Origin of the sequence: Neorhizobium sp. P12A (assembly GCF_008365395.1) — a bacterium.
Taxonomy (GTDB): Bacteria; Pseudomonadota; Alphaproteobacteria; order Rhizobiales; family Rhizobiaceae; genus Rhizobium.
Map to the genome: position 1 here is coordinate 428705 of NZ_QOVX01000002.1, position 25900 is coordinate 454604.

Here is a 25900-nt window from a genome sequence, read left to right on the forward strand (position 1 = left end):
ATTGTTTTGCCGCCGCCTATGATGCTATCGAGGCGCAACCGCCAAACAGCTCGGAGACCACCCCATGCAAAAGCTTACCATCCGCCGTCCCGATGACTGGCATTTGCATTTGCGTGACGGCGCCATGCTGGAAGGCGTGATCGGCGATACCAGCCGGAATTTCGCCCGCGCCATCATCATGCCCAATCTCGTGCCCCCCGTCGTGACGACCGACGACGCGAAGGCCTATCGCGAACGCATCATGAAGGCTCTGCCCAAGGGCGACCGGTTCGAGCCGCTGATGACGCTCTACCTCACCGAACACACCAGTGCCGACGATGTCGAGGAAGGCAAGAAGAGCGGGCTGATCACCGCGGTGAAGCTCTACCCCGCCGGCGCGACCACCAATTCCCATGGCGGCGTTCGCGACATGAACAAGGCGATGCCCGTTCTGGAGCGGATGGCAAAGATCGGCCTGCCGCTCTGCGTGCACGGCGAAGTCACCAGCCCCGAGGTGGATATTTTCGACCGCGAAGCCGTCTTCATCGAAACGGTGCTCGATCCGCTTCGCAAGCGCCTGCCTGAGCTAAAGGTGACGATGGAACATGTGACGACCTCCGACGGCGTCGATTACATCAAGTCGGCCGAGCGCAATCTTGCCGGCACGATCACCACCCATCACCTGATCATCAATCGCAATGCGATCCTCGTCGGCGGCATCCGCCCGCATTATTATTGCCTGCCGGTCGCAAAGCGCGAGAGCCATCGCCTGGCGCTGAGGGCTGCGGCAGTGAGCGGCGACCGCCGCTTCTTCCTCGGCACCGACAGTGCCCCGCACGTCGATCCGCTGAAGGAATGCGCCTGCGGCTGCGCCGGCATCTATACCTCGGTCAATACGATGAGCTGCCTCGCCCACGTCTTCGAGCAGGAAGGCGCGCTCGACCGGCTGGAAGCTTTCACCTCGCTGAATGGCCCCGCCTGGTACGGGCTTTCGCCGAACGAGGAGACGATCACGCTCGTCCGCCGCACGGAATCCGTCTCATATCCGGAAAAAATCGAGACCGGAGCAGGTCCGGTGACAGTATTTGATCCAATGTTCGCGCTACATTGGGACACCGAAGGCTGATTTCGGGAAAGCATCATTTCAGACTATCTGTATATAACTGAAATCATACACGTTTCAATGCGTTAACTTAAGCTTCGACTTGCGATATCTTTAGCCGCGCGAGTAACCAATTTGATACTTCTTACGCGATAGCTTGCATGCAAATATTTGCGTCGCGGGGTAACCGTGGAGAAGAACAAGCATGATGCTCGACTATAATTCTCTGCTGATCGCCTTGGGCGTATCAGCGACCTGTCTGGCGTTCACGCTGATGGGAAGCTGGTTTGCCCGGCGTCCGGAGACATTTCTTTTGACCTGTACAGGCGGCCTTTTCTTGGTCGTTGCAGGCATTTTTACCTATAGCTTTTACGTCGCATGGCCGATCCGCTTTGTCGGCAGCATGACGTTTGTCATGTTCATGGTCGGCTTCTCCATCATCTGGGCCGCAGGATATCAATTCCGCAAAGGACATTTGTCGCGCTGGCGGATACTGCTTGGAAGCTTTGCCGGCATGTTCGCCACCCTACCGGCGATGGTAGCGGGCTATGATGGTCTTGCCTTCATGGGCGACAATATTGTGATCGCGACGCTGCTGTTTGCAACTGCGCGGGAATATTGGCTCAGCCGCAATGAAGCCCCGGCACCGCTCTACGGCATTTCGGCTCTCTATGCTTTGACTGCGATCACGTTTGTTATGTGTGCGGCGGTTCTGATCTCGGATGGCAAGCTGGTTCTTCGTCATGCGCCGGACAATTGGGCGGAAGATATCAGCCTGGCCGTCTGCATTGCAGGCATGACCGGCATCGGCGCGCTGTCGCTGGCGCTGCATCAGTGGCGCCAGGCCGCGCGCCATCGCGTCGAAGCCAACACCGACCCGCTGACCGGTCTTCTCAATCGCCGTGCCCTGTTTGATCTCTATGGCCAGCGTGCCTTCACCTCGTCCATGGCCGTTGTTGTTTTCGACATCGATCGGTTCAAGGCGGTAAACGATCACTATGGCCACGCTACTGGCGACGCCATCCTGAAGTTTTTTGCAGATGAGCTGTCTCGAAACCTGCGTGCCTCCGATGTCGTGGCTCGTATGGGCGGAGAGGAGTTTGCGCTGGTCCTGGAGGAGATCCTGCCCGGCCGCGCGGAACAGGTGGCCGAGCGCGTGCGTAGCGGCTTTGCGGCCCGCGAAATGGTTGTCGATGGCAAGCTGCTGAAATGCACCGTCAGCGCCGGCATAGCAATTGGCAGCAGCGATCGCCTGGCCTTCGACAACGTGCTCAATTCCGCCGACAAGGCGCTCTATGCGGCCAAGCGCGCTGGCCGCAATCGGGTCGAACTGGCGGATTTCCTCTACAGCGTGCCCCCGGAACCGTCGCGAATCGTATCCTGATCCGGGTGATGCGACCGCTTTGACGCGGTCGCCGCGTGTGATCCCCCGACATCATTTGTCAATTCATGGGCGAAAGCTGGGGCAACGTGCCAATGCACGGCGTTTCTGCCGGCATTCTTTGCGGCATAAAGCTTTCGGTCGGCCGCGGTCATCATCATCTTCAGAGACTCGGTTGCCGGATCACCGCGATAGACGCCGAAGCTCGCCGTAATGGCGCCTGACGTCAGCGGGCCGACGCTCTTGCTGGCGATTTCGCGACGCAGCCGTTCTGCGATGGCGATTGCCAATGCGGCGGGGGTACGCGGCAGGACGATGCAAAATTCCTCGCCGCCTATACGGGCTGCGATATCATAGGGCCGCAGGCTATGCTGGATGGTCGCGCCCGTCATCATCAGAACCTGGTCGCCGACATCATGGCCGAACTGGTCATTGATGCGCTTGAAATGATCGAGATCGAGGATGATGACGCTGAGTGGTGTCTTCTCGCGCGATGCCCGCTGCAATTCCATGCCCACGATCTCTCGCAGCCAGCGACGGTTGCCGAGCCCGGTCAGGACGTCGGTGCTGGCTTGGCGGCGAAGCTGCGAAAGGGTGGCGTCAAGCTCGACGATCAGCGCCGACACTCCGTTGACCACCCGGCCGATCTCGTCCTGCCGCACAGAGGTCATCGGCTTGACTGCGCCATTGCTGCGATAAGCGTCGATCATGGTGACGATGTCCTGCAGCGGCTGGATCAGCCGCCAGACGGAATAGAGGCAGAAAATCGTGCCGACGAGTGTTGCGCCGAGAACGGTCACAAGCACCGGTATCGGATCGCTGGCATAGCCGATCGCAAGATAGCCTGCGAGTACAAGCAAGGGAGCATGTGTCGCCACAAAGCAGATCGAGAAGATCTTCATGGTCAGGGGAGAAAAAGACCTTCCCAATGCAATGGACATTCTTGGATTCATTCCAAATTCTCCTCCGTAAGCCCGTCGTTTCGAACCGAAGGTAGGTTTGAAAATCCAACCTGGATGTTAATCGCGATATTCGAATTTTAGTGAATTGTGGTACTTGGCTGTGACGCGCACTGCCGAACGACTGGAAACAAAGGAATGTAAGAACATTCTAAATTTACGAATAATTCGGTTGAAAAGATTGGATTTTCTTCAAGCTAAACCGTCTGTTGCAAAAATTTTCTATTCGCCTCATGGAACAATTCACAGCAATGCTTCGATCTCACTATGGGACATGGCGAAATTCTTGCGAGACACTTGCCTCAAGGTCGCAAAAATAGAAGCTGGTGAAATGCCGCTCGCTTCTGGAACTCTTTTCCGCTTGCTGCTATGCCGCAGAAGTGTCCGACAGCTGAAGGAGAGAGCGATGATCCAGACGACATTTCCCGACCGCGCCGTGATGGCCGAACTTGTGGCGAAGATGCTCTGGGAGATCAAGGCGGTCCATTTCAACGCCGAGACGCCCTATAAATACGCCTCCGGCATTGCGAGCCCGGTCTATATCGATTGCCGCAAGCTGCTTTCCTATCCGCGCATCCGCTCGACCGTCATGGATTTTGCGGCAAGCATTCTGATGCGTGACGCCGGCTTCGAGCAGTTCGATTGCATTGCGGGCGGCGAGACTGCGGGCATTCCCTTCGCAGCCCTTCTGGCCGATCGTCTCGGCCTGCCGATGATCTATGTCCGCAAGCAGCCGAAGGGCCATGGCCGCAATGCGCAGATCGAAGGCGAGATGCCGGCCGGTGCGCGCGTGCTCGTCATCGAAGACCTGACCACGGCGGGCGGCAGCATGTTCAAGTTCATCGATGCCATCCGCGCGGCCGGCGGTGTCGTCGAACATGGCATAGCACTCTTCTACTACGGCATTTTTGCCGAAGCCGAGGAGCGGTTTGCCGCTGGCGAGGTGAAGTTCCACCATATCGCCACATGGCGAGATGTCCTCGCCGTCGCCAAGGCGCAGAAGCTGTTCGACGACAAGACGCTGTCAGAAGTCGAGGCCTTCCTCAATCGCCCGCTGGAATGGTCCAGCGCGCATGGCGGCATTTCGACGCTTTAAAGCGTCGCGGCGCTTTGCTTTTGCCGCGATTTTATCTAATCGATTTGACGACCGATATTTAACGACAGGTTCTCTGGGAGGCCGGAATGATATTGTGCTGTGGCGAAGCCCTGATCGACATGCTGCCGCGGGATACGACGCTCGGCGAAAAGGGCTTTGCGCCCTATGCTGGCGGCGCGATCTTCAACACGGCGATCGCGCTCGGCCGCCTCGGCGTGCCGACGGCCTTCTTCACCGGCCTTGCGGACGACATGATGGGCGAGATCCTGCTCGAGACGCTGAAGGCAAGCAAGGTGGACTCCTCTCCTTGCGCCATCGTTGCCCGCCCGAGCACCATCGCCTTCGTCAAGCTCGTCAACGGCCAGGCGACATACGCCTTTTACGACGAGGGAACCGCCGGCCGCATGATCACGGAAGCCGACCTGCCGACCCTGGACGATAGCTGCGAGGCGCTGCATTTCGGCGCCATCAGCCTGATCCCCAGCCCCTGCGGCGAGACCTATGAAGCCCTGATGAAGCGCGAGCACGAGAAGCGCGTCATCTCGCTCGACCCGAACATCCGCCCGGGCTTCATCAAAGACAAGCAGGCCCATATGGCCCGCATCAACCGCATGGCCGCGATGTCAGATATCCTGAAATTCTCCGATGAGGATCTGGATTGGTTCGGCCTGTCGGGCGATCATGACGCACTGGCCGCCCACTGGCTGAAACACGGCGCCAAGCTTGTCGTCATCACCAAGGGTGCCGAGGGCGCCAACGGCTATACAAAATCGCTCAAGGTTTCCGTTCCCAGCGAACGCGTCACCGTCGTCGACACTGTCGGCGCGGGCGATACGTTCGATGCCGGCATCCTCGCCTCTCTGAAAATGAACAACCTGCTTACCAAGGCTCAGGTTGCCTCGCTGGATGAAAAGGCGCTGCGTGACGCGCTCGCCCTCGGCGCCAAGGCAGCCGCGGTCACCGTGTCGCGCGCCGGCGCAAACCCGCCCTGGGCGCACGAAATCGGGCTTTGAGCTTCAGCTAAGCCTGTCGAGGAACCCGAGTATTTCGCGGTTGAAATAGTCGGGTCTCTGCAGCGGTGCGAAATGGCTGACACCCGAAAGTAGGATCAGCTCTGCATCCGGGATACTGCTGGCAAGGTAGTCGGCATGTTCGGGCTTGATGAATTCGTCCTGCTCGCCGAGCACGACCGCGACCGGTACGCGGATCCGTGCCAGATCCTTCGCGGAATAGTTAGGCTCCGTCGCCATCATCTTGCTGACCGACTGGACGAAGACATCGAACTGGTCGGGCGTGCGCGACAGGGCTGTATAGTCTTTCCGGTGGCGGCTGAAGCAGTGATCGATGACCGGCGTCGCCACGAAGGGCTTGGTGCCGCTCGGATCCATGTTGCAGGCAAAGAAAAAGACGCCTGATGTCCTCTCCGGATGCCGATCGGCAAAGACCAGGGCGGTACAGGCGCCGTCGCTCCAGCCTATAAAGGAAGCCTTGTCGATCTTCCGCCTATCCATGATAGCAAGGACGTCCGAAGCCATCAGCTCGTAGCGATAGGGGCGATCGTCTCGGGTGCTGCGGCCGTGGCCTCGGCTGTCTATAACGACAGCCCGACGGCCCGAAGCGACGATGGCAGGCACCTGGTAGCCCCAGTTTCCGCTGTTGCCGAGACCCCCATGCAGCATGATGACGGCAGGGCCGGCGCCATAGGCGGCAAACCAGATCTCGGCGCCTTCATTGACAACGACGCCCTCTTCGTCAGGCGCGGGCAGGGCTGCGGCGCCTTCGGCCTCGAATTTCACCAGTTCGTCGTCCGTCATTCCAGCCTCCCAGCTATTTTCCCCAGGGGAAGCTTAGCGGCTCTGAACTGACTTTCGCAACCTGTTCGTCCGGCCAAAATAGAAACGGCCCCGCATCGTTCTTCGAGCGGGGCCGCCTGATGTTGGCTGTAATTTCGCGCCAAAGCGGCGGGAAGATTACTTGGCCAGTTTCGCCAGCGCGGCCACGAGGCCCTGCGTCGAGGAATCGTGACCTTCCGCACTCTGCTTGCCTTCGACGACAGGCAGCAGGCCCGTTGCCAGTTCCTTGCCGAGCTCGACGCCCCACTGGTCGAAGGAATTGATGCGGAAGAGCACACCTTCGACGAAGACGCGATGTTCGTAGAGCGCAATCAGCCGGCCGAGCGCGAACGGCGTCAGCTTGTCGTAAACGAAGGTGATCGATGGACGGTTGCCGGTGAAGACGCGGTGCGGCGCGATGAAGTCCGCCTTCTTGTCGTCCATGCCCTTGTCGGTCAGCTGCTTCTTGGCTTCCGCGAAGGTGCGGCCCTTCATCAGCGCTTCCGATTGGGCAAGCACGTTCGAGACCAGCAGCTGGTGCAGGTGCTTGAGGTCGGGCTCGAAACCGTTGGCAGCGATCATGAACTCGGCCGGGATGATGCTCGTGCCCTGGTGGATGAGCTGGTAGAAGGCGTGCTGGCCGTTGGTGCCCGGCTCGCCCCAGACGACGGGACCGGACTGGCCTTCGACCGGCGTGCCGTCGATCGTGACGCCTTTGCCGTTCGATTCCATGTCGAGCTGCTGAAGATAGGCCGGGAAGCGCGACAGGCGCTGGTCATAGGGCAGGACGGCGCGCGTCGGATAGCCGAGGACATTGCGGTGGTAGAAGCCGATGAGGCCAAGCAGCATCGGCAGGTTTTCGCGGATCGGCGCCTTGCGGAAATGATTGTCGATGGCATGGGCGCCGTCGAGGAACTTGCCGAAGTTTTCCGGACCGATCGCGATCATGATCGGCAGGCCGATTGCCGACCAGAGCGAGTAGCGGCCGCCGACCCAGTCCCAGAAGCCGAAGACGCGATCCTGGTCGATGCCGAAGGCTGCGACCTTGTCGAGCGCCGTCGAGACGGCCGCGAAGTGATGCTGCACGGCCTTTTCGCCGAGCGCCTTGGCGATGAACGCGCGCGCGGTCTGAGCGTTGGTCATCGTCTCGACTGTCGTGAAGGTCTTGGAAGCGACGATGAAGAGCGTCGTTTCCGGCTGCACCAGCTTCAGGGTGTCGGCGATATGGGCGCTGTCGATATTCGAGATGAAGTGCGAGCGTGGACCGTCATGGAAAGGCGCCAGTGCCAGCGTCGCCATAACAGGGCCGAGGTCGGAGCCGCCGATGCCGATATTGACGACATCGGTGATCGCCTTGCCGGTCGCGCCCTTCAGTTGACCCGAGCGGATGCCGTCGGCAAACTTGCCCATGGCAGCGAGCACCGCGTTGACATCAGGCATCACGTCCTTGCCGTCGACCATGACCGGTGTATTGGAGCGGTTGCGCAACGCGGTATGGAGAACGGCGCGGCCTTCGGTGAAGTTGATTTCTTTGCCGGTGAACATTTCCTCCCGCTTGGCCTCGACGCCGCCTTCCTTGGCGAGCTGCTCGAGCAGATCAAGGATCTCCTTGTTCACGGCCGTCTTGGAGTAGTCCATCAAGAGGTCGTCGAACGACACGGAAAAGTTGGAGAAACGATTGGAATCGGCGGCAAAAGCCGCGCGGATATCGGTTGCCTTGGTGGCGGCTGCGGTGCTCTTCAGTTTTTCGACGATCGCTTGCATGGGAAGCTCCTTGGGGTTCATCGCACGATCCCGAAAGTGTAGATCTTTTCGGCGACGATCATGCGAATTTGAAAGCTCCGGAATGCATGCTCATCCTGAAAAACATGAACGCCGGAGGGTCGCGGAAACTATTCGCTTTGTGATGCGTAAATCAAGTTCGTGCAGACGTGAAATATAAAAAAGCGGACGGGTGGCAAGGGGGAGGCGCTCGATGAGAACGCTCAATTACGTGACAAATGACACTGGACCTTGAATGCGTCCAGCGGCGCCTTTCCTCCAAGGCCGTCCTCGTTACACGGGTAGGAATCTGGACTTTCTGCCCGACGCTGGAGGCCCCGGAATACGCGTTTGTCGATGACGATTGTATCAGCCCGAGGAGTGCGCTTCGTTTTTGGCTTCTATGCGCCATTCCTTCGCGCCGAAGGTTACATCAAAGCGCGATAGAAACGAGCGGCCCAACAGACCATCGATTCCGTCACCAAGCGGCTTATTGTCGCCTGACAGGACAACCGCCGCAACGTCATCTGCCTCGACATGGCCGACCTGAATTTTGCCTGCGGAGCTTGGTTCTGCTGTCGAGACACCGTTTGCTGTTTGCACTCGAACGGAAAAGCCGCCTGACATCGGTATCTTAGCCGCATCAGCAAAATGTTGCGTCATTGAAACAACGCTGGCTCCGGTGTCGACGATGAAGCGACCGCGAACGCCGTTAACAACGGCTGTCACCACGATCACGTCCCTTCCATATGTGGCGAAATGATCCTTGCCAGAGGCATACGATCCCTCGCAATTGCCTTTGGAGCTATAGTCTTGGATCAGAGCTTGCCAGGTAGGGCTATCGTTTTTGGCTGGGTTGAGCGAGATCCATGTTTGGATTGGCGTCATGGCTTCGCAGAATTGGCCGAGAGCGGCGTAGCTCAAGGACATCTTGCGGAACACTTCGCTATTCAGAGAGCTCAGATCCGCAGTGAGACCCAGAAGCGTCTGGAATGCGTCGATTGCCTCCTTGTCGCGCTTTGCGTCGTGGAAAACTTGCGCACGAAGGTAATAGGGCTGCGCTAGGTCCGGAGCGATCGTAATCAATTCATCGCTGATTTTGATGGCGGCGGGGAGGTCGCTTAGTCCATAAAGCATATCCGCGGCCGAATAGAGTGCCACATCCGAAGGCCTGCATTTTTCGGAGAACGTAGTGAAAACCTTTGCAGCCTCTCTTGAATAACCCGCCTTCTGCAGATCTACGGCGAATGCATAGGTGGCGTCCCAATCGCAAGGTTCTCGAAGCAGCGTAGCGACATGCTCGGATGCTGGACTGCGGTCGACCACAGCCCGGGGCAGTGGCTGAATATCAAAGCGGGTGTAGAAGTCCTTCGGCAGAGCAGCTGGGGCGATCCCCGCCCATTGCCGGACGTTATCCTGGAAACTGTCAATGCAGGTGTAAGCAATTAGGAATCCGGCTATAATCAAGCAGGCGGCCACAATGGCGTACTGCACGCAGCCCCTGGAAGTTCGAATGGGACCAGCGCTACGATCACCCAAGTCTGCTTTGAGCATTTATTACGTCCTGAGGATGGATTGAACTCATCGGCGCCATGATGAGGGCTAGCGACGGCGTGCGGCTCGAAGGCGCATCCATTACCTGATCAGTTCTATCCACGCGCCCGGCCCCACGTTGCGTGAGTCTGAAGCTATTCGAACAATTTAATGCAATCAATAGGCGGTCTTTACGAGTGCCGAATTCGCGGATAGGCAACAAAAAAATAGGCGAGCGAATGTGGTCGCTGCGGGCTCACATTCGCTACCGAATTCCGTGAAGAGAGCGTGCCGGAGAACCTACCCCCGCAGCTCGTTGCGCAAGATCTTGCCGACATTGGTTTTCGGCAGCTCGGTGCGGAATTCGATGAAGCGTGGTCGCTTGTAGTTGCTGAGATTGGTGGCGGGATCGCGCCCACAGTCGTCATTGCGATTGACATAGGTGTCTTTGTTAAGCAAATAACGCAGCTGCATCAACAAAATGCGTGTGGCGTGACCACCGCTTTATCAATGTCTTCCGATTTAGCTGCCTACACGACCAATGATCTGCTTCGCATGATACATGGCGGAGAGGACCTGGGGCCGGACTTCGCTTACAATGCGCTATGGGGCACCGTGTTTGGACGATGGCGCAAGGGGATTGACCTAGACTCGCTCATCGAACTTCTTCAATCCGAAAAATCAAGCGAGCGTCAGCGCGGGGCGTGGTATCTTGACGAAGCTAGCCCGCCCAAGGACCAGATCGCCGACATCGTCATAAAGCTGGCCGATGACCCGATAAGCCACTGCCGATGGCGGTTTGTGGCCTATGTAACGAATTCCGGCCTCTACAGCGACGCGATTGCGGATCGTCTTGCCGCCTCCCTTTTAGACTTAGATCTGTACGTGCGAGCGGAAACGATCTTCTGGGCCGTCTGGGCCGACGACGCGAACTTCGATCACTTTGTGGGAGTGGTCCTCTCCGGCGCCGGCACGAAGCCGTATAGGTTCAGAAACCCTCAAACTACGGCATTTTGGCGGGAGTCGGAGCGCAAGCGTGCCGCACGGGGCATCGAAATTGCCCAGCGCCTTCGTGCAGGAGAATCGATTGCGAGCATTCGCGAGAGCGTGCCAGAGGAAGATAGTTACAGTTTCGATAAATTGGCCTTTCTTGATCACGCAATAAAGCGCGCTCTTGAGCGCAGAGCCCAAAAGGCTAACGCCGCCTCCGGGCCATGAAGAGAGGCAAGTCAGAGTAATCTGTTTGGAAATGACTGCTTTCGGCCGATAGCGGCCGCGGCCGGAGAGCGCCATGAGCGGTCATTGCGGCTGCCGCAAAACTCGTTATTTTGCGGCATCGCAAAAGTCGGGAAAACAAGTGTCGATTTAATCGGGAGTTTCGCGACTGGGCCCATGGCTAGGATTGGGTACACTAGGATGGGGAGCCATTGAGTACCTTACCGGAGATGAAGCATGTTCACCCACGTCATGATCGGCAGCAACGACTTGGAGCGGGCCAGAGGCTTCTACGACGCCACGTTTGCTGCATTGGGGGGCAAGCCCGGCGAAATGGATGCGAGAGGCAGGCTGATCTATGCCCACGAGGGCGGTCGGCTGATGATCACGAAACCGATAAACGGCCAGCCGGCGACTGCGGCCAACGGTGGGACGATCGGTATCGCCGCCGCGAGCCACGACCATGTTCTAGCGTGGCACAAGGCCGGTACCACGCATGGTGGCACAGCGATCGAGAGCCCGCCTGCGGAGCGTCCGAACGGTTCCTTCGTCGCCTATCTTCGTGATCCGGACGGAAATAAACTCACCGCACGGTCTCAGCCGACGAAATGAGATAAGCGTCAGCAGCGCCTTCCGGCCGATAGCCGCTTAGACGGCTTCGCGCCAGGAGCGGACTCTTATTCAGAGTGAGTCCAGAGATCATTGTCTGCTTTAATAGCGGCCACAGTCGATCTTGCGCGTGCGTAGGTATCGGGTTGCTGTCCCAAGCCCATTTGGGCCGTCTCGACGCTCACGAGAAGTTCTATAACGTCTTGGTCCGGAGTTCCTCGTCGTAACAGTCCAGCGGCCTGGATCAAGTACGCATCATATTCGTCCGCGAACGCTTGCGCTTCGTCCCACCTCTGTCCAGGACCCAATAAGCCTATTGGGTCCCACAGCGACCAGCCAATGTCGCGCAGTCGCGACAGCTTTAGCTTAGGCGGGGTGGGGAGAGGAGCCATAGAAGTGCTTCCACTTGCTGCGCAGCACAGTTACATCTCTGGCCAGCAAGTCCACAATGGCGCGATAGCCGTCGAGACGTGATCGTGCTCTTGCAAGGCACTGCGGCCATGATCGACCCGCGGTCTACCCCCGCAACTCCTTGCGCAAGATCTTGCCGACATTGGTCTTCGGCAGCTCGGTGCGGAATTCGATGAAGCGCGGCCGCTTGTAGTTGGTGAGATTGGTGGCGCAATGCGCCTTCACGTCCTCCTCCGTCAGCGTCGGATCCTTCTTGACGATGAAGATTTTCACCGCTTCGCCGGAATGCTCGTCGGGCACGCCGACGACGGCGGCTTCCAGTATGCCCGGATGCATGGCGGCGACCTCCTCGATCTCGTTCGGATAGACGTTGAAGCCGGAGACGAGGATCATGTCCTTCTTGCGGTCGACAATTTTGGTGAAGCCGCGCTCGTCCATGAAGCCCATGTCGCCGGAACGGAAGAAGCCGTCCGGCGTCATCACCCGCGCCGTTTCCTCCGGCTGGTTCCAGTAGCCGGCCATGACCTGGGGGCCGCGGATGCAGATCTCGCCGACCTGCCCAAGCGGCATCGAATTGCCCGCTTCGTCGCGGATATCGAAATCGGTGGAAGGCATGGGCAGGCCAATCGTCCCGGTAAACTCGGGCGTATCGAAGCGATTGGCGCTGGCAACGGGTGATGTCTCGGAGAGGCCGTAGCCCTCGGTGATCCAGGTGCCGGTCATCTTCTGCCAGCGCTCGGCGACCGGCCGCTGTACCGCCATGCCGCCGGCAAGCGTGCTGACATGCGACAGGTCGAGCTTGGAGAAATCGGGATTGTTCATCATCGCATTGAACAGGGTGTTGAGCCCCGGAAAGATGTCGAAGCGATATTTGCCGAGTTCCTTGATGAAGGCCGGAATGTCGCGCGGATTGGCGATCAGCACATTGTGGGCGCCGATCGAGAGGCCCATCAGCGAATTCACCGTCAATGCGAAGATATGATAAAGAGGCAGGGCGCAGACGAAGTTCAGCACTTCAGGGCGCTTCTTGGTGATGTAAGCCGAGTTGAGCCAGAGCTGCATCTGCACCTGGTTTGTCAGCAGGTTGGCGTGGGTGAGCATCGCTCCCTTCGCTATGCCGGTCGTGCCGCCGGTATATTGCAGGAAGGCAATGTCGCTGCCCTGGATGCTAGCTGGCTTCAAGGTTAAGCGCCGCCCTTGCTCCAGCGCCCGCCGGAAAGACGTATGGCCGGGGATGGACCACGCCGGCACCAGCTTCTTCACCTTCCGCACGACATAATTGACGATCAGTCCCTTGAGGCCGAGCATCTCGCCCATCGATGTGACGACCACATGGCGCACGTCGGTGCGCGCCAGGACCTGTTCGACCGTATGGGCGAAATTCTCCAGGACGAAGATCGCCTTGGCGCCGGAGTCGCGCAGCTGATACTCCAGCTCGCGCGGCGTATAGAGCGGATTGACGTTGACCACGATAAGGCCGGCACGAAGGATGGCGTAAGTCGCAATCGGGTTCTGCAGCACGTTCGGCATCATGACGGCGACCCGGTCACCCTTTTCGAGGCCGGTGCTCTGCAGCCATGCGGCGACGTTGCGAGTCAGGGTGTCGAGATCGCCATAGGTGATCGACTTGCCCATGCTCGAAAATGCATTGCGGCTCGCATAGCGCTTGCAGCATTCCTCGAAGAGTTCTGTGATTGAGGCATGATCGAGCGGCGGAATCTCAGCTGGGATGCTCTCAGGATAAGAGGCGAGCCATATCTTGGCGCCTGCCTGCGCTCCCGACGATCCGCTGGACGAAACCGAAACCGTATTCATGCCGTCTTCCTCCCAGGCGGACCCGACATTTTGCCGGCATCCCGAGCCGCCGAACTGGTAGCTCGATACAGGCCGATTGAAAAGTCCACCGCTTCTCCCGCCGGTCAAGCTTATGTCATTGCTTTGAAAGCACAAGCAACAAAGGGTTAATTTAGGCTCCGGTGTAAGGGTCAATTTCTTCAACGAAATTTGTCGTCTTTGAATGCGGGAACCTTCGCAAGACGGACACGTTGACCAACTGTGGATGAACCACGAGGAAACAGCAAAAAGGAGGTGCAACATGTTGCACGAGACCACCGACGCTGCCCGCCGCGACCCTAATGTTAAGGATACGCCGTCGCTGATCGCCAGCGATCGTGTAGAAGGCACCCGCGTTTATGGCGCCGACGGCAAGCATATCGGTTCCATCGAACGTTTGATCCTCGAAAAGCGGGGTGGCCGCGTCGCCTACGCCGTCCTGAGTTTCGGCGGCTTCCTCGGCATGGGGCATGACCATTATCCCCTGCCGTGGGAAAAGTTGAGCTACGATCAGCAACTTGACGGCTATCGCATCGACCTCACCAGGGACCAGATCGAAGGCGCTCCGAGCTATGCCGACGATGATGATACCTGGTACGCCGACAATGGCCGCAGGGTCTACGATTACTACGGCATTCCGCCCTACTGGATGTAATCCAGTCTCGTGGCGAGGAGGAGACCCTGTTCGCTTCTGGCGGGCAGGGTTTCATTTTGCGGAGACGGCAGATCGAAAACCGTCACGCCCTCGACAAACTCATCGACGCGCTGAACGACACGGCCCTGCGGATCGACGATGACGGTGCAGCCATAGCTCGCCCAGCCCTCGGAATTCGTCCCGACGACATCGGATGAAACCACCCAGCAGCCCGTCTGCAGCGCGCAATCCCTGAAGCCGGCAAGGCAGGGCTCCCGCCAGCGGGAGATTTTCGTGGGACTGAGCATCATGTTGATGGGGCAGCAGATGAGGCCCGCCCCCTGGTTTGCAACATTCCGGGCCAGATCAGGCCGCCGGAGATCAGAACAGATATTGATGCCGAAGCGCCAGTCCCCGATATCCCACACCGGAAAGGCGCTCCCTGGCAGGCAGCCGGTTTCGATCGGGTTGGCTTTGGCATAGACGCCCTTGAGGTGTCCGCCTGCAATCACCATTGCACTGTTATAGACACCGCCGGCCCGGCGCTCGAAAAAGCCGACGATCGCCGTGGCCTTCGTCGTCCTTGTCTGGTCGATAACGGCAAGAAGCCGGGGATCGTCAAGCGAGAGGGCACGCCGTTTGGTCAGGCCTGGACTGTACGTATGCCCCTGCAGATAGGCTTCCGGAAAGACGAGGAGGTCGACGCCGTTCGCGTCCGCCCACGCGATATCGCGCAACAGGACATCTGCCGCCACCTCGACAGCATCAAAGATCGCCAGTCGTTGAAAGGCAGCCACACGCATGCGGCGAAGCTATCTGATTCGTTTGCCGTCCGTCATGCAGCCAGAGCCTATTGGAACCGGCCTTGCCGCTGCAGCACTTCTATTCTGTAACCGTCGGGGTCGGTCACGAAGAAGAACAGGGCAAAGAGCCTGTCGTCGCGGTTGAGCTCGATGATATCGCCGGGATTGAGGCCGAGGCTGGTAAACCGCTCGTGCTCTTGCTTCAGCTCATCGACGGAAACGGCGAGATGGCCATACGCTTGCCCCAGCTCGTAGGATTCGATCCGCCCCTGGTTGACGGTCAGCTCCAGTTCGAAGCCGGTTTCCCTGTTGCTGAGATAGAGGAGTGTGAAGGTCTCGAATTCGATGCGGTCAGCGACGTCAAGGCCGAAAGCCTTTTTGTAAAACTCGACCGATCGCGCCTCTTCCAGCACGCGGATCATCGAATGGATCATCTTCGCCATGGCGACCTCCCGTTACCAATTCTCACTGCAAGCGTAGCTTTCGGCTTACAGCCCGGGCCGAAGCATGGAAAGCGCTTTAATGTGACTGCAATCCGATCTTGCGGGTGATGACGCCTTCGACGATGCCCATCGCATCGTAGAGGAGGACCGCGATCAGGCCGACGATCAGGCCGCCTTGAAGGATGAAGGCGGTATTGTCCGAAATCAGTCCTGCGATGATGACTTCTCCAAGCCCTTTTGCGGCAACCGTGGAGCCGATCGTCGCCGTACCGATATTGATGACGGTCGCAATCTTCAGCCCTTCGAGGATCAGCGGCAGCGCCAGCGGCAATTCGACGGAAAACAGCCGCTGCCGGCCATTCATTCCCATGCCGTCGGCCGCGTCGATGATCGAGTCCGGCACCTGCTGCAGCCCGGCGACAGTATTTTCGAAGATCGGCAGCAGCCCATAGAGAAAGAGCGCGATCAGCGTCGGCACCATCCCGAAGCCGGTCGCGGGAACGGCCAGCGCCAGCACGGCGACCGGCGGAAAGGTCTGCCCGGCGTTGGCGATCGCGCGCGACAGCGGCAGGAAGTCGGCACCGCTCTTTCGCGTAACGAAAATGCCGCCGATGACGGCAAGGACAGCGCTGCCGACGATCGAGACCGCGACCAGCTCGATATGCGACAGCGTCAGCAGCGCCAGCGAATTCTGCGTGTAGATCGGCGGCGCATTGAAATTGGTAAGCGGCGCGAGCAGCGGCGTCAGCCATTCCGTGCGGAACAGCAGGATCAAAAGCAGCGCCAATGCCGCAAGCCGGAAGATGTTAGCGAAGAGCAGCTTCATGCCTTGCGACCCAGCTGCAGCAGGTGCTGGAGCGAAATCGAGCCGATGGGCACCTTGTTGGCGTCCTGCACCGCGGCCTCGCCGACGCCCTGCCAGATCATCTCGGCCAGCGCGTCACGCAGATTCAGCGTTTCGGGGAGCGCATGGTTAAGCCCGGGCTGCACCGGTTCCATGGCGCCTTTCAGCGACGTCAGCGACATCAGTTTCAGTGCCCGGCCGGAGGTGCCGGTGAGTTGCTGCACGAAGGGATCGGCAGGTTCGGTCAGGATCTTCTCGGGCGTCGAGCATTGCAACAGCTTGCCCTCGCTCATGACGGCGATCTGGTGGCCGAGATGGAAGGCTTCGTCCATGTCATGCGTGACGAGGATGATCGTGGTGCCGAACTGTTTCTGGATCGCCAGAAGGTCGTCCTGCGCCTTGCCGCGGATGACCGGGTCGAGCGCGCCGAAGGGCTCGTCCATCAGCAGGACTTCCGGTTCGGCGGCGAGAGCCCGGGCAACGCCCACGCGCTGTTGCTGTCCGCCCGACAGTTCATGCGGATATTTTCCGGCGAAGGTCCCGGGATCGAGATGGAAAAGGTTCAGCAGCTCGTCGACGCGACGACCCGTTTTGTCTTTGTCCCAGCCGAGCAGTTGCGGCACGGTCGCGATATTCTGCGCGACGGTCCGGTGCGGGAAGAGGCCGTGGCCCTGGATCGCATAGCCGATACGGCGGCGCAATTCCGTCGCCGGAACGCTCATGATGTCGCGGCCGCCGACCGAAATGTGCCCCGCCGATACTGGCACCAGCCGGTTGATCATCCGCATCAGCGTCGACTTGCCCGAACCGGATGTGCCGACGATGACTGTTATCGTACCCTTCTCGACGCTCATGGTCACATTGTCGACCACGGTGAGGGGCTCATAGCGCTTGGTGACGCCCTTCAACTCGATCATGTTTTCGGTTTTGTCGGTCATGGGTGCTGCCCCCGGATGCTGTCGATAACCGCATCGAGGATGACGGCCGATGAGAAGGCGAGAAAGACGGTCGGCACGGCGCCGAGGAGCACGAGGTCCATGGCCGTCTGGCCGAGTCCCTGGAAGATGAAGAGGCCAAAGCCGCCGCCGCCGATCAGCGCTGCGACAGTGACCAGCCCGATTGCCTGCACCAGCACGATGCGGATGCCCGTCAGGATGACGGGGAAGGCGAGCGGCAGGTCTATGCGCATGAGGATCTGCGTCCGCGTCAACCCCATGCCGGCAGCGGCATCGCGCACGGAGGGATCGACGCCCTCGAGCCCGACGACCGTGTTGGCGACGATCGGCAGGAGGGAATAGAGGATGAGCGCGATCAGCGCCGGTGCCGTGCCGATGCCATGAATGCCGAGGTCGGCTGCCAGCGGCACATGCGTCGAGATATAACCGAGCGGCAGCATCAGGATGCCGAAGAGCGCGAGGCTCGGAATGGTCTGCACCAGGCTCAGCGCCTGCAGCACGATGGCGCGCAGCTTCGGAACCCAGAAGCAGAAGATGCCGAGTGGCAGCGCCAGCACGATGGCGATCGCGACTGATCCGAAGGCAAGGAAGAGATGGTTCAGCGCCTCGCCCCAGAATTGGTCGGAGCGGGTGGCGAATTCCTTCATGATCGACAGGTTGTTGAGCAGCCCCGAACGGAGGAAGAGCCAAAGCAGCGCCGAGTAGACGAAGAGCGAAGCGACGCGCATCCACGGCGTCAGCTTGATCTTGACCAGCGCATCGGAGATGAGAAGCCCGACGACGGCAAGCAGAACCCAGAAGGAGCCGCCCGGCGTGATGCGCGCCGATGTGCTTGTCGGCGGTGCGGCGGCCGAAGAGACGAGCCCGATCGTCAGGATCAGCAGCGCGATGCAAAGCGTGGAGACGATCAGGCGAGCCGGTGCGCTGCGCAGGAAGAGGGCCGAGAGGGCAGTCAGGATCAGGAGAATGCCGAGCGCGGCCACAGGGAGAAGAATGGCGAGCGTGCCAGCGAACGGCTGGAACGGGAGCTGTGACAACAGCAGGGGCTTGCCGGCGGCGATGCGGTTGGCTTTGACGATGATGAACGGCATCAGCGCCGTCGCCAAAGCACCTGCGGCCACGAGGACCACTCCGAGGCGGTCCAGAATGCGGACCGCTTGCGCATCTTCCATCAGGCACTCCTTGGGGTCGCTAAAATCCGAACGGCCCCGCTGTATCAAGGCGGGGCCGTAACGGCAATCGGCGGATGATTACTTCAGGAAGCCCTTTTCCTTCAGGAAGGACTCGGCAACAGACTTCGCCGGCTGGCCGTCGACCTGGATTTGGCCGTTGAGCTTGCGCAGCTCGTCGGCGGTCAGGCTCTGGAAGATCGGAGCAAGAATTTCCTCGATCTTCGGATTGGCCTTCAGCACGGCCTCACGGATGATCGGGGTCGGCGCATAGACCGGCTGCACGCTCTTGTCGTCTTCCATGACCGTCAGCTCGGCGGCTTCGATTGCGCCGTCGGTGCCATAGACCATGGCGGTGTTGACGCCGTTGGTCTGGTCGGCCGCAGCCTTGATCGTCGCAGCCGTGTCGCCACCGGAAAGAACGACTTCCTGGTCCGGCTTGATCTGGAAGCTGTAAGTCGTCTGGAAGGCCGGCAGTGCCGCAGCCGAATTGACGAATTCAGAGGAAGCCGCAAGCTTGACCTTGCCGCCGCCGGATATCCATTTGCCGAAGTCGGACATGGTCTTCAGATTGTTCGGGCCTGCAACATCGTTTCGCACGGCGATCGCCCAGGTGTTGTTGGCCGGGGAGGGCGTCAGCCAGACGATCTTGTTGGCGTCGTAGTCGAGCTGCTTGGCAAGCTTGTAGCCGGCGTCGATGTTCTTCCAGGCTGCATCATCGGACTTGTTGAAGAAGAAACCGGCATTGCCGGTATATTCGGCATAGATGTCGATTTCGCCTGCCGTGATCGCCTTGCGCAGCACCGGTGTCGTGCCGAGCGCGATGCGGTCCTGCGTCTTGATGCCGTTGGCGTTGAGCGCCAGCAGGATGACGTTGCCGAGCAGCGTGCCTTCCGTGTCGATCTTCGAGGAGACGACGACATCGGCTGCCGATGCGGTGCTTGCGACGAAGGCCGCGAGAGAGGCGGCAATTGCGAGTTTCTTCAACATGTTAATTCCCTTCATACCCCGTTGAACTGATCGTTTGCACACGTCCGTTCGGCGGGCGCCGGTCCCCGGACACATGTTTGCCCATGCCGTGGGAAAAGCTCCCCGCATGTCTGTTTCGAAGAAGTAGCGCCCATCGAAAAAAAATCGACGTTACGCCGCCCCGTCTGTCGCAGTTGCGGCGCGATTATGGCGACGGTCCTGACGATAAGCGCGAAACGACTTTTCTTTTTTGAAGGCCGGTAAGATTTGTTTTTGTTCCCATTGTGCTTTTGGCGCTCTTCCAATCCTCTTTTACGCATTCCGAAGAATGGCGGGATCGGTGACGAGCTGACCGGAATGATAGCCGCGTAACTTTTTCTACGGGATATCTTTTCTGCGGAACACGCCATATCGTCCGTCCCGATGATGACGCAGGCGATGCTGCCTGCGACGAAGGAAGGATTGAAGCGCGTGCACCTGGGGGCGCTCTATATTGCCGATACGGTCTTCTCTCTCGGCTCCGTGCGGGAAACTGCCCGGCGCCTGTCCCTGTCCGCTTCCACGGTCTCCGGCATTCTGCGCAGACTGGAGGCGGAGCTTGCGATAAAGCTGGTCGAGCGTGCTTCCGGCGAACTGGTGACCCTGCTTGCCAGCTCCCGGATACAGAAGGGGTTGCAGCCCATCCTCATCCAGATGCGCGCGCTGGCCGCGCTGACCGCCGATCCGCCGTCGCCGGATGACTTTTCCGCCTGGGCCTCGCGCCTGCCGCTGAAGATCGCCACGATCGAACGCTTCCTCGAAGTCGCCGACCAGGGCAGCATCAATCGGGCGGCCCGCCGTCTCCGGCTTGGCCAGCCGCAACTGTCCCTGCAGATCGCCAATCTGGAGGAACTGATGGGGTGCCGGCTGTTCGAGCGTCAGGCGCAAGGCTCGGTGCTGACGGAGAAAGGGCGAAACACCTATGCCGTGCTGTCGGCGATCGGCAATGCATGGAGCGAAATGAAGGCTGCGGCCGACGATCGGTTCCAGCGCACGACCCGTGCCGTGCGCATCGGCTCGATCATCCCGACGGGGTCGGAAAGCTGGGTGGCCCGCTGCCTCGGTTCTCTCGTGTCGCGCTGGAACACCAGCGGCAACAGGAGCGCGCTGTCATTGGTGCTGATGACAGCGGATGACCTGAGAGAGGCGCTGAGATCAGGCCGGATCGACGTTGCGATCGTCGACTCCGTCTTTGGCCTCGACAGTTTCGAGCATGTGGAGCTTCTGGCGACGGAGATGGTGGCGATCGCTCCGATCGAAAGCACGGAGAAGGACCTCGCCGCACTGATCGAAAACCGTCCGCTCTGCCTGCCGAGCCCCCGCACCGGCATCGGCCATGCGGCCACAGGCCTGAGCGACGGGCGGGGCAGGCCGCGCCGTCACCGCGGACGGGATATCACCTCGGTGGATTCGCTTCCCGTTATCGTCGATCTCGTAGCCAATCACGGCTACGTCTCCTTCCTCGGCCATGTCAGCGCCAGGCCGATCGCGGACAAGGTGCGCATCCTCGAGCTAGAGCAGCCGCTGCCGCTATCCTATCATCTGGCCCACAATGGCCGGAAAGCCTCGATCGATGCGTGCCGGCTGATCCGGGAGGCGGTCGCGGAAATAATAGGCGACCAGCAATAGCCCTGTTCACAGGCCTTTGATGAAACGAAACCGGTAGCGAAGCGTTGAACCAGTCCAAACAGATGGAGACCGTCATGGTACAGCGTTTTTCGAACCTTGATGCCGATGAAGCAGCCGGCAGGGCGAACAGCGCCGGTTTGATGGCGGCAGCTGTCAGCAGCGCGCTCAGTGACGCCTATGACATCAATGCATCGAACATTAGAGTCTCCATGCTCGGCTCCTACGCCATTCTGGAAGGCACCGTCCATAACCGCGGTGACATCGCGCGGGCCATTGAAATTGCTGAGGAAGTGGCGGGCGTTGGCAAGGTCAGAAGCCGTCTGGTAGTGCGCTGAAGCGTCACCCGAAACTTACGCGACGGAACAAACGACCGTCTTCTGCATTATCCTTATGTCGTTGGTAATATCATATTGCGATCCGGCCCCACTGCCGGGCGTTTAAGGAGAAGAGAATGAAGATGCTTGTAACGGCGCTTTTTGCGCTGAGTGCCTTTGCCGCCACTGCGACATTTGCCGAAGCCCGTGACTATCACCATCACTGGCACCACCATGAATACCACCATCATTGGCACAACTGGCACCACTATCATCACAACAATCATCATCAGCATTTTTCCCACAACTGAGATTCAGCTGATCGCTGCTTGAAAGAGGTCCGAAACGGAATTGAACGGCGCCACCCAGGCGCCGTTTTCATTTGCGCGTGAGCTAGGAGACTGCTCGTCGCATCTTTGTTATCAAAGCGACACATGCCATTGGCAGTGTGGACTTTCAAGCAGAAGGACGCGCACTATGATCGAGAATTCCGAAGAGCAGCTGAACCGTATCAAAGAAGAGATCGCCGACAGTTTTGACGAAGAGCTGGAAATGCAGCTTGAAGAGGACCGGCTCGATGAGCTGGTCGCCGAGGGCCTGAGCAGCGCTACGGAAGCCAATATCGATCGCAAGCTCTATTTCCGCGAACTCTTTCGCCTCCAGCACGAACTCGTCCGCCTCCAGGATTGGGTACAGTACAAGAAGCTGAAGGTGGTCGTGCTGTTCGAAGGCCGCGACTCCGCCGGCAAAGGCGGCGCCATCAAGCGCGTCACGCAGCGCCTCAATCCGCGCGTCTGCCGTGTTGTCGCATTGCCCGCCCCGACGGAGCGCGAGCGGCACCAATGGTATTTCCAGCGCTATGTCCCGCACCTGCCGACCGCCGGCGAAATGGTCCTCTTCGACCGCAGCTGGTATAACCGCGCTGGCGTCGAGCGCGTCATGGGTTTCTGCACGCCAGACGAACTGGAAGAGTTCTTCCGCACCGTGCCGGAATTCGAGCGTATGCTGGTCCGCTCCGGCATCATCCTCCTGAAATACTGGTTCTCGATCACCGACGAGGAACAGGAATTCCGCTTCAACATGCGTATCCAGGATCCGTTGAAGCAGTGGAAGCTCTCGCCGATGGACCTGCAGAGCCGCGTCCACTGGGAAGAATACACCAAGGCCAAGGAAGAGATGCTCGACCGCACCCACACGAAGGAATCGCCGTGGTGGGTCGTTCAAGCAGTCGACAAGAAGAAGGCCCGACTGAACTGCATCGCCCATCTCCTGAAGCAGATTCCTTACGAAAACGTGCCGAAGGACGAAATCATCCTGCCGGAACGCGTCCGCAACGCCGATTATCACCGCGCGCCGGTTCCGCCGGAAATGTACGTTCCGGAAATCTACTGATATCGCAGCACGATTGCTGCTCACCCGTAAAGCGGCCGTTCCGTCAGGGGCGGCCGCTATATGATTCCTGGATCTTTGAATTCAGCCGGTCGATACCGCTCGCCGGATATCCTGCCGAAGCACTGCCTGGCAAAGCCGCCGCCAGATGCCTCGGTCGCAGCTTGCATATCAATGCGCTGTAGGTCTTGAAACCGGTTGCCGCCCGGCACTGCTGACGGGTCGCCGCGTGTTGCTCAACATCTTCTGACGATCGAGATAACCATGCTCCCAAGCCTTGCAATCGGCGCTTTCGGACGCATGCGGATTATGCTCACCACCCATGCCCTTCAAAAAGGCACTCGCACCAGCACGATAGGCATTCTTCTGCGGTCTTCTTGCCATGACCTTTCTCCCTCTTGCAACATACCCAAACGCGCGGAGAGGCTGATGGTTCCAAGGAATATGAGAAAAAACGCATACGAGGCAGGAAGGTTTTTTCTGTCGGAAAAATACAATTATTGCAAAAGCTTACGTCGAATCCGTCTCCATTTTTCAGGAGCCGAATACTCACAAATGGCGCGAAAGCGGATAGACCGCTGTCAGATTTCCCCGGCGTCGATGCGGCGGCGAATATCTTCTCCCAGCGTTTTGAAGGTCCCGAGGAGCTGCTCGTAGTGATCCAGCACGAGTTGGGTGCTGTCCTCCCACGGCCCATCGCCAAAGCGCACCTGATGATGCACGTCGCCAGCCTTGATCCTGACGATGCGCCTCGAAAGCTCTTCCATATGCTCAACGCAATCGGCCAGTCGCTCTACCAGATCCAAGCTCAACACCTCCCCAGTTCTTGGGATGCCGCATATGGCGGCACTGAACTATGTTGAAAGGGCAAATGCAAGGCGGGCTGAGGCTGCGTCGAAACATTCTTTCGAACGATCTTCCGTGACCTCAATCCGGCCCACTCAGTCACCGCCGCTGCAGAGGTTGGAATGCCTGACGGAACAGATAGGCGATGCTCGCCGACGTGGTAGCGGTAATGTGATCCGCGTCCTTGTAGAGTGGCACACCGTTGCGCAGCGCATCGCAATGCTGGTTGGCGCAGAAGGCAGGCAGCGGATCGACGATCTCCGCATTATAGGTTTGCGCGAGTTGAGTCAGGACTTCGCGGGAAAGCGCCTGCCTCTTGCTTACATAGTCCCAGGGCGGTGCGAGATCGGGTGACGTTCCTTCCATGGCCGCCTTGGCCGCGGCTTCCGGAATGTAGTGGCCCATCTCCGGAACATCGTGAACGAGAATGACGCGGGTTCCGGCCTGCTTCAGGTCATTCAGCAGGCGCGACAAGGCCGCCTTGATCGGGGCCGACTTGTCTGTCAGCGGCGGCGGAACGGAGGGGTCGAAATAGACACCCTCGTTTGGCAGTTCGGCGTCGTGGATGTATTTCGGCCAGTAGGCCGCCAGGAAAACGAGCGGAATGTGCCGGGACAGGACCAGATCCTTGACCGCATCGTTGAACGCCCCGCATCGCTCGGTATCACCACGCGCTGAAAGCGGGACGCCCGGAAGCGGCGGACACGACGCATGCCCGGCAAACAGTCCGGAAACGCCGGCATCGCGAGCGGCAACGCCGATCGCCGGGGCCATTGCGCCGGAATGCGAGTCGCCCCAGACGACGAAAGCCGGGTCTTGCGATGACTGGGCGCCGACATTGCAAAGCTTGCCTGCACGAATATCGGAAATCGATGGACCTCCATTGTCATCGATAAAGCAGGGCGAGACGCCATATGGCCCTGCATCGTACGTCGCCGAGTATATCTTTTGAACGTTGTCAGGCAGGCGACCGGGAATACCCTTCATATGGACGACGGTATTGCCGAGAATGACTGCTCCGACGGCAACCACGATCGCGCCGCCAAAGACGGACTTCCGTCCAATATGGCTTCGGCTTCCCCGGAACGGGCGCTCGATGAAGGCCCAGGATAGGGTCGCAATCGCAATCGAGCCAAGGACGACGAGGATGGTCTTTGCTATATCGAGCGAATGACCGTCCAGCATTCTTGTGAAGACGATCAGCGGCCAATGCCAGAGATAGAGGGAATAGGAGATCAGGCCCACTGACACCAGCGGCGGAGAGCGCAGCAGCTTCGCAGTCACCCGGCTGCCATTGCCGAACTGGATAACGAGCGCCGCTCCAAGGCAGGGCAACAGCGCCGCGATACCGGGAAAAGCCATGCGGTCGTCGAACCCGAATACCGCAACGGCGATCAGCGCCAGGCCAAGGGCCACCAGAGCCTCTTTCGGCAGGTCGGCAATCCTCTGCGGCAGCGGATTGACAGCGACCAGCGATCCCAGCAGCAATTCCCACGCCCGGAACGGAAGCAGATAGAAGGCGGCACTCTGGGAGCGCTCGACCATCCAGGCGCTGGCCACCAGCGAGGCCACGAACAAGATCACTAAAACAGCGGTCAGCCGCCGGGGCGCGAACCGATGGATTGCGATAAGAAGCAGCGGGAAGAGGATATAGAACTGCTCTTCGACGGCGAGTGACCAGGTATGTAGCAGAGGCTTCGTCTGCGCCGCGATGTCGAAATATCCGGTTTCCTTTTCGAACTGGAAGTTCGAACCGAACATTGCCGCCGCCTTCAGGCTGCGCGCGAAATACTCCATCTCGACCGGCATCAGCAGCAGCCAGGCAGCGACCGCACATGCAATCATGACAGCAAACAGCGCTGGGAAAATCCGCCGGATGCGACGCTCGTAAAAGCGTATCAGGCTGAATTCGTTGCGTTCGAGTTCTCCCCCGATCAGGCCCGCCATCAGGAAACCGGAGATCACGAAGAAGACGTCGACACCGACGAACCCGCCGCCAAAGCCTGAAATTCCGGCATGGTAGAAGACGACGGGCAGAATGGCGATTGCTCTTAGACCGTCGATGTTAGCCCGGTAGGGCATGCCTGGCCGTGATGCGCCGGAAATCGATCGGCGGGGGTATTCGATATTCAACTTGAAACCCTTTGAAAGGAA

The 25900-nt window shown here is 59.3% G+C and carries 25 protein-coding genes; 11 read left to right on the plus strand and 14 right to left on the minus strand.

Features of this window, described 5'->3' with window-relative positions:
- The first annotated feature begins 64 nt into the window (after positions 1 to 64).
- A complete protein-coding gene (pyrC, locus tag DTW90_RS08150; RefSeq protein WP_149337572.1) occupies positions 65 to 1105 on the plus strand; it encodes a dihydroorotase in 1041 nt (346 codons plus the stop codon).
- 181 nt (positions 1106 to 1286) lie between these two features.
- Positions 1287 to 2465, plus strand: coding sequence for a sensor domain-containing diguanylate cyclase (locus DTW90_RS08155; RefSeq protein WP_149337574.1), 1179 nt, complete (start codon positions 1287 to 1289; stop codon positions 2463 to 2465).
- On the opposite strand, the gene DTW90_RS08160 is transcribed toward DTW90_RS08155, so the two are convergent.
- The gene (locus tag DTW90_RS08160) at positions 2426 to 3415 is read right to left on the minus strand and encodes a GGDEF domain-containing protein (protein ID WP_149337576.1); all 990 of its coding nucleotides are present in this window, start codon (positions 3413 to 3415) and stop codon (positions 2426 to 2428) included. The genes DTW90_RS08155 and DTW90_RS08160 overlap by 40 nt on opposite strands.
- Positions 3416 to 3827: 412 nt before the next feature.
- Between DTW90_RS08160 and DTW90_RS08165 the strand changes: the two genes are divergently transcribed.
- Complete coding sequence (locus DTW90_RS08165) at positions 3828 to 4517, plus strand: orotate phosphoribosyltransferase (protein WP_149337578.1); 690 nt, start codon at positions 3828 to 3830, stop codon at positions 4515 to 4517.
- Between the two features lie 86 nt (positions 4518 to 4603).
- Positions 4604 to 5530 carry a carbohydrate kinase gene (locus DTW90_RS08170; RefSeq protein ID WP_149337580.1) on the plus strand — a complete coding sequence of 309 codons (927 nt, stop codon included), beginning with the start codon at positions 4604 to 4606 and terminating at the stop codon, positions 5528 to 5530.
- 3 nt (positions 5531 to 5533) lie between these two features.
- On the opposite strand, the gene DTW90_RS08175 is transcribed toward DTW90_RS08170, so the two are convergent.
- The 3 genes from DTW90_RS08175 to DTW90_RS08185 form a co-directional block, all read right to left on the minus strand.
- Positions 5534 to 6331, minus strand: coding sequence for an alpha/beta hydrolase (locus tag DTW90_RS08175; protein WP_149337582.1), 798 nt, complete (start codon positions 6329 to 6331; stop codon positions 5534 to 5536).
- Between the two features lie 156 nt (positions 6332 to 6487).
- Complete coding sequence (pgi, locus tag DTW90_RS08180; RefSeq protein WP_149337584.1) at positions 6488 to 8113, minus strand: glucose-6-phosphate isomerase; 1626 nt, start codon at positions 8111 to 8113, stop codon at positions 6488 to 6490.
- 366 nt (positions 8114 to 8479) lie between these two features.
- Positions 8480 to 9664 carry an aspartyl protease family protein gene (locus tag DTW90_RS08185; RefSeq protein WP_149337585.1) on the minus strand — a complete coding sequence of 395 codons (1185 nt, stop codon included), beginning with the start codon at positions 9662 to 9664 and terminating at the stop codon, positions 8480 to 8482.
- Positions 9665 to 9931: 267 nt separating this feature from the next.
- Between DTW90_RS08185 and DTW90_RS08190 the strand changes: the two genes are divergently transcribed.
- Both DTW90_RS08190 and DTW90_RS08195 read left to right on the plus strand, forming a co-directional pair.
- Complete coding sequence (locus tag DTW90_RS08190; RefSeq protein WP_188079902.1) at positions 9932 to 10861, plus strand: hypothetical protein; 930 nt, start codon at positions 9932 to 9934, stop codon at positions 10859 to 10861.
- Between the two features lie 234 nt (positions 10862 to 11095).
- Positions 11096 to 11470, plus strand: a complete 375-nt coding sequence (locus tag DTW90_RS08195; RefSeq protein ID WP_132520889.1) for a VOC family protein — start codon at positions 11096 to 11098, stop codon at positions 11468 to 11470.
- 513 nt (positions 11471 to 11983) lie between these two features.
- On the opposite strand, the gene DTW90_RS08205 is transcribed toward DTW90_RS08195, so the two are convergent.
- Complete coding sequence (locus DTW90_RS08205) at positions 11984 to 13693, minus strand: long-chain fatty acid--CoA ligase (RefSeq protein ID WP_149337589.1); 1710 nt, start codon at positions 13691 to 13693, stop codon at positions 11984 to 11986.
- Positions 13694 to 13973: 280 nt separating this feature from the next.
- On the opposite strand from DTW90_RS08205, the gene DTW90_RS08210 reads away from it, so the two are divergent.
- Positions 13974 to 14366: a PRC-barrel domain-containing protein gene (locus tag DTW90_RS08210; RefSeq protein WP_149337591.1), complete on the plus strand. Its 393-nt coding sequence runs from the start codon at positions 13974 to 13976 to the stop codon at positions 14364 to 14366.
- On the opposite strand, the gene DTW90_RS08215 is transcribed toward DTW90_RS08210, so the two are convergent.
- From DTW90_RS08215 to DTW90_RS08240, 6 genes are all read right to left on the minus strand, one after another.
- Positions 14354 to 15148 carry a carbon-nitrogen hydrolase family protein gene (locus DTW90_RS08215; protein WP_149337593.1) on the minus strand — a complete coding sequence of 265 codons (795 nt, stop codon included), beginning with the start codon at positions 15146 to 15148 and terminating at the stop codon, positions 14354 to 14356. The genes DTW90_RS08210 and DTW90_RS08215 overlap by 13 nt on opposite strands.
- A 47-nt stretch (positions 15149 to 15195) precedes the next feature.
- Positions 15196 to 15591, minus strand: a complete 396-nt coding sequence (locus DTW90_RS08220) for a VOC family protein (protein ID WP_132520899.1) — start codon at positions 15589 to 15591, stop codon at positions 15196 to 15198.
- A 76-nt stretch (positions 15592 to 15667) separates the two neighbouring features.
- Positions 15668 to 16417: an ABC transporter permease gene (locus DTW90_RS08225; protein WP_132520901.1), complete on the minus strand. Its 750-nt coding sequence runs from the start codon at positions 16415 to 16417 to the stop codon at positions 15668 to 15670.
- Positions 16414 to 17373, minus strand: coding sequence for an ABC transporter ATP-binding protein (locus DTW90_RS08230; RefSeq protein WP_132520903.1), 960 nt, complete (start codon positions 17371 to 17373; stop codon positions 16414 to 16416). The genes DTW90_RS08225 and DTW90_RS08230 overlap by 4 nt, the downstream gene beginning before the upstream one ends.
- Positions 17370 to 18563, minus strand: coding sequence for an ABC transporter permease (locus DTW90_RS08235; RefSeq protein WP_132520905.1), 1194 nt, complete (start codon positions 18561 to 18563; stop codon positions 17370 to 17372). The genes DTW90_RS08230 and DTW90_RS08235 overlap by 4 nt, the downstream gene beginning before the upstream one ends.
- A gap of 78 nt (positions 18564 to 18641) precedes the next feature.
- Positions 18642 to 19550 (minus strand): ABC transporter substrate-binding protein, encoded by a 909-nt coding sequence (locus DTW90_RS08240; RefSeq protein WP_132520907.1) that lies wholly within the window; start codon positions 19548 to 19550, stop codon positions 18642 to 18644.
- A gap of 450 nt (positions 19551 to 20000) precedes the next feature.
- Here DTW90_RS08240 and DTW90_RS08245 point away from each other — a divergent pair, with 450 nt between their 5' ends.
- From DTW90_RS08245 to ppk2, 4 genes are all read left to right on the plus strand, one after another.
- Positions 20001 to 21197 (plus strand): LysR family transcriptional regulator, encoded by a 1197-nt coding sequence (locus tag DTW90_RS08245; RefSeq protein WP_149338386.1) that lies wholly within the window; start codon positions 20001 to 20003, stop codon positions 21195 to 21197.
- 74 nt (positions 21198 to 21271) lie between these two features.
- Positions 21272 to 21532: a BON domain-containing protein gene (locus DTW90_RS08250; protein WP_149337594.1), complete on the plus strand. Its 261-nt coding sequence runs from the start codon at positions 21272 to 21274 to the stop codon at positions 21530 to 21532.
- 116 nt (positions 21533 to 21648) lie between these two features.
- A complete protein-coding gene (locus DTW90_RS37040; protein ID WP_165927786.1) occupies positions 21649 to 21822 on the plus strand; it encodes a hypothetical protein in 174 nt (57 codons plus the stop codon).
- A gap of 166 nt (positions 21823 to 21988) precedes the next feature.
- Positions 21989 to 22903: a polyphosphate kinase 2 gene (gene ppk2, locus DTW90_RS08255; RefSeq protein WP_132520913.1), complete on the plus strand. Its 915-nt coding sequence runs from the start codon at positions 21989 to 21991 to the stop codon at positions 22901 to 22903.
- Positions 22904 to 23071: 168 nt separating this feature from the next.
- Here the strand turns inward: ppk2 and DTW90_RS08260 are convergent, their stop codons facing one another.
- From DTW90_RS08260 to DTW90_RS08270, 3 genes are all read right to left on the minus strand, one after another.
- Positions 23072 to 23284 (minus strand): hypothetical protein, encoded by a 213-nt coding sequence (locus DTW90_RS08260; protein ID WP_132520915.1) that lies wholly within the window; start codon positions 23282 to 23284, stop codon positions 23072 to 23074.
- Between the two features lie 197 nt (positions 23285 to 23481).
- Positions 23482 to 23706 (minus strand): hypothetical protein, encoded by a 225-nt coding sequence (locus DTW90_RS08265; RefSeq protein ID WP_149337595.1) that lies wholly within the window; start codon positions 23704 to 23706, stop codon positions 23482 to 23484.
- Positions 23707 to 23845: 139 nt separating this feature from the next.
- Positions 23846 to 25879, minus strand: coding sequence for an acyltransferase family protein (locus DTW90_RS08270; protein WP_246664911.1), 2034 nt, complete (start codon positions 25877 to 25879; stop codon positions 23846 to 23848).
- Between the last annotated feature and the right edge of the window lie 21 nt (positions 25880 to 25900).

Excerpts from the sequence above, each read along its gene's own strand:
- DTW90_RS08225 (WP_132520901.1), bottom strand. The coding sequence starts at position 16,417 with ATGAAGCTGCTCTTCGCTAACATCTTCCGGCTTGCGGCATTGGCGCTG.
- pgi (WP_149337584.1), bottom strand. The coding sequence starts at position 8,113 with ATGCAAGCGATCGTCGAAAAACTGAAGAGCACCGCAGCCGCCACCAAG.
- DTW90_RS08170 (WP_149337580.1), top strand. The coding sequence starts at position 4,604 with ATGATATTGTGCTGTGGCGAAGCCCTGATCGACATGCTGCCGCGGGAT.
- DTW90_RS08175 (WP_149337582.1), bottom strand. The coding sequence starts at position 6,331 with ATGACGGACGACGAACTGGTGAAATTCGAGGCCGAAGGCGCCGCAGCC.
- DTW90_RS08235 (WP_132520905.1), bottom strand. The coding sequence starts at position 18,563 with ATGGAAGATGCGCAAGCGGTCCGCATTCTGGACCGCCTCGGAGTGGTC.
- DTW90_RS08215 (WP_149337593.1), bottom strand. The coding sequence starts at position 15,148 with ATGCGTGTGGCTGCCTTTCAACGACTGGCGATCTTTGATGCTGTCGAG.
- DTW90_RS08220 (WP_132520899.1), bottom strand. The coding sequence starts at position 15,591 with ATGGCGAAGATGATCCATTCGATGATCCGCGTGCTGGAAGAGGCGCGA.
- DTW90_RS08240 (WP_132520907.1), bottom strand. The coding sequence starts at position 19,550 with ATGTTGAAGAAACTCGCAATTGCCGCCTCTCTCGCGGCCTTCGTCGCA.
- DTW90_RS08160 (WP_149337576.1), bottom strand. The coding sequence starts at position 3,415 with ATGAATCCAAGAATGTCCATTGCATTGGGAAGGTCTTTTTCTCCCCTG.
- DTW90_RS08185 (WP_149337585.1), bottom strand. The coding sequence starts at position 9,664 with ATGCTCAAAGCAGACTTGGGTGATCGTAGCGCTGGTCCCATTCGAACT.
- ppk2 (WP_132520913.1), top strand. The coding sequence starts at position 21,989 with ATGATCGAGAATTCCGAAGAGCAGCTGAACCGTATCAAAGAAGAGATC.
- DTW90_RS08155 (WP_149337574.1), top strand. The coding sequence starts at position 1,287 with ATGATGCTCGACTATAATTCTCTGCTGATCGCCTTGGGCGTATCAGCG.
- DTW90_RS08230 (WP_132520903.1), bottom strand. The coding sequence starts at position 17,373 with ATGACCGACAAAACCGAAAACATGATCGAGTTGAAGGGCGTCACCAAG.
- DTW90_RS08210 (WP_149337591.1), top strand. The coding sequence starts at position 13,974 with ATGTTGCACGAGACCACCGACGCTGCCCGCCGCGACCCTAATGTTAAG.
- DTW90_RS08195 (WP_132520889.1), top strand. The coding sequence starts at position 11,096 with ATGTTCACCCACGTCATGATCGGCAGCAACGACTTGGAGCGGGCCAGA.
- DTW90_RS08250 (WP_149337594.1), top strand. The coding sequence starts at position 21,272 with ATGGTACAGCGTTTTTCGAACCTTGATGCCGATGAAGCAGCCGGCAGG.
- DTW90_RS37040 (WP_165927786.1), top strand. The coding sequence starts at position 21,649 with ATGAAGATGCTTGTAACGGCGCTTTTTGCGCTGAGTGCCTTTGCCGCC.
- pyrC (WP_149337572.1), top strand. The coding sequence starts at position 65 with ATGCAAAAGCTTACCATCCGCCGTCCCGATGACTGGCATTTGCATTTG.
- DTW90_RS08260 (WP_132520915.1), bottom strand. The coding sequence starts at position 23,284 with ATGGCAAGAAGACCGCAGAAGAATGCCTATCGTGCTGGTGCGAGTGCC.
- DTW90_RS08205 (WP_149337589.1), bottom strand. The coding sequence starts at position 13,693 with ATGAATACGGTTTCGGTTTCGTCCAGCGGATCGTCGGGAGCGCAGGCA.
- DTW90_RS08165 (WP_149337578.1), top strand. The coding sequence starts at position 3,828 with ATGATCCAGACGACATTTCCCGACCGCGCCGTGATGGCCGAACTTGTG.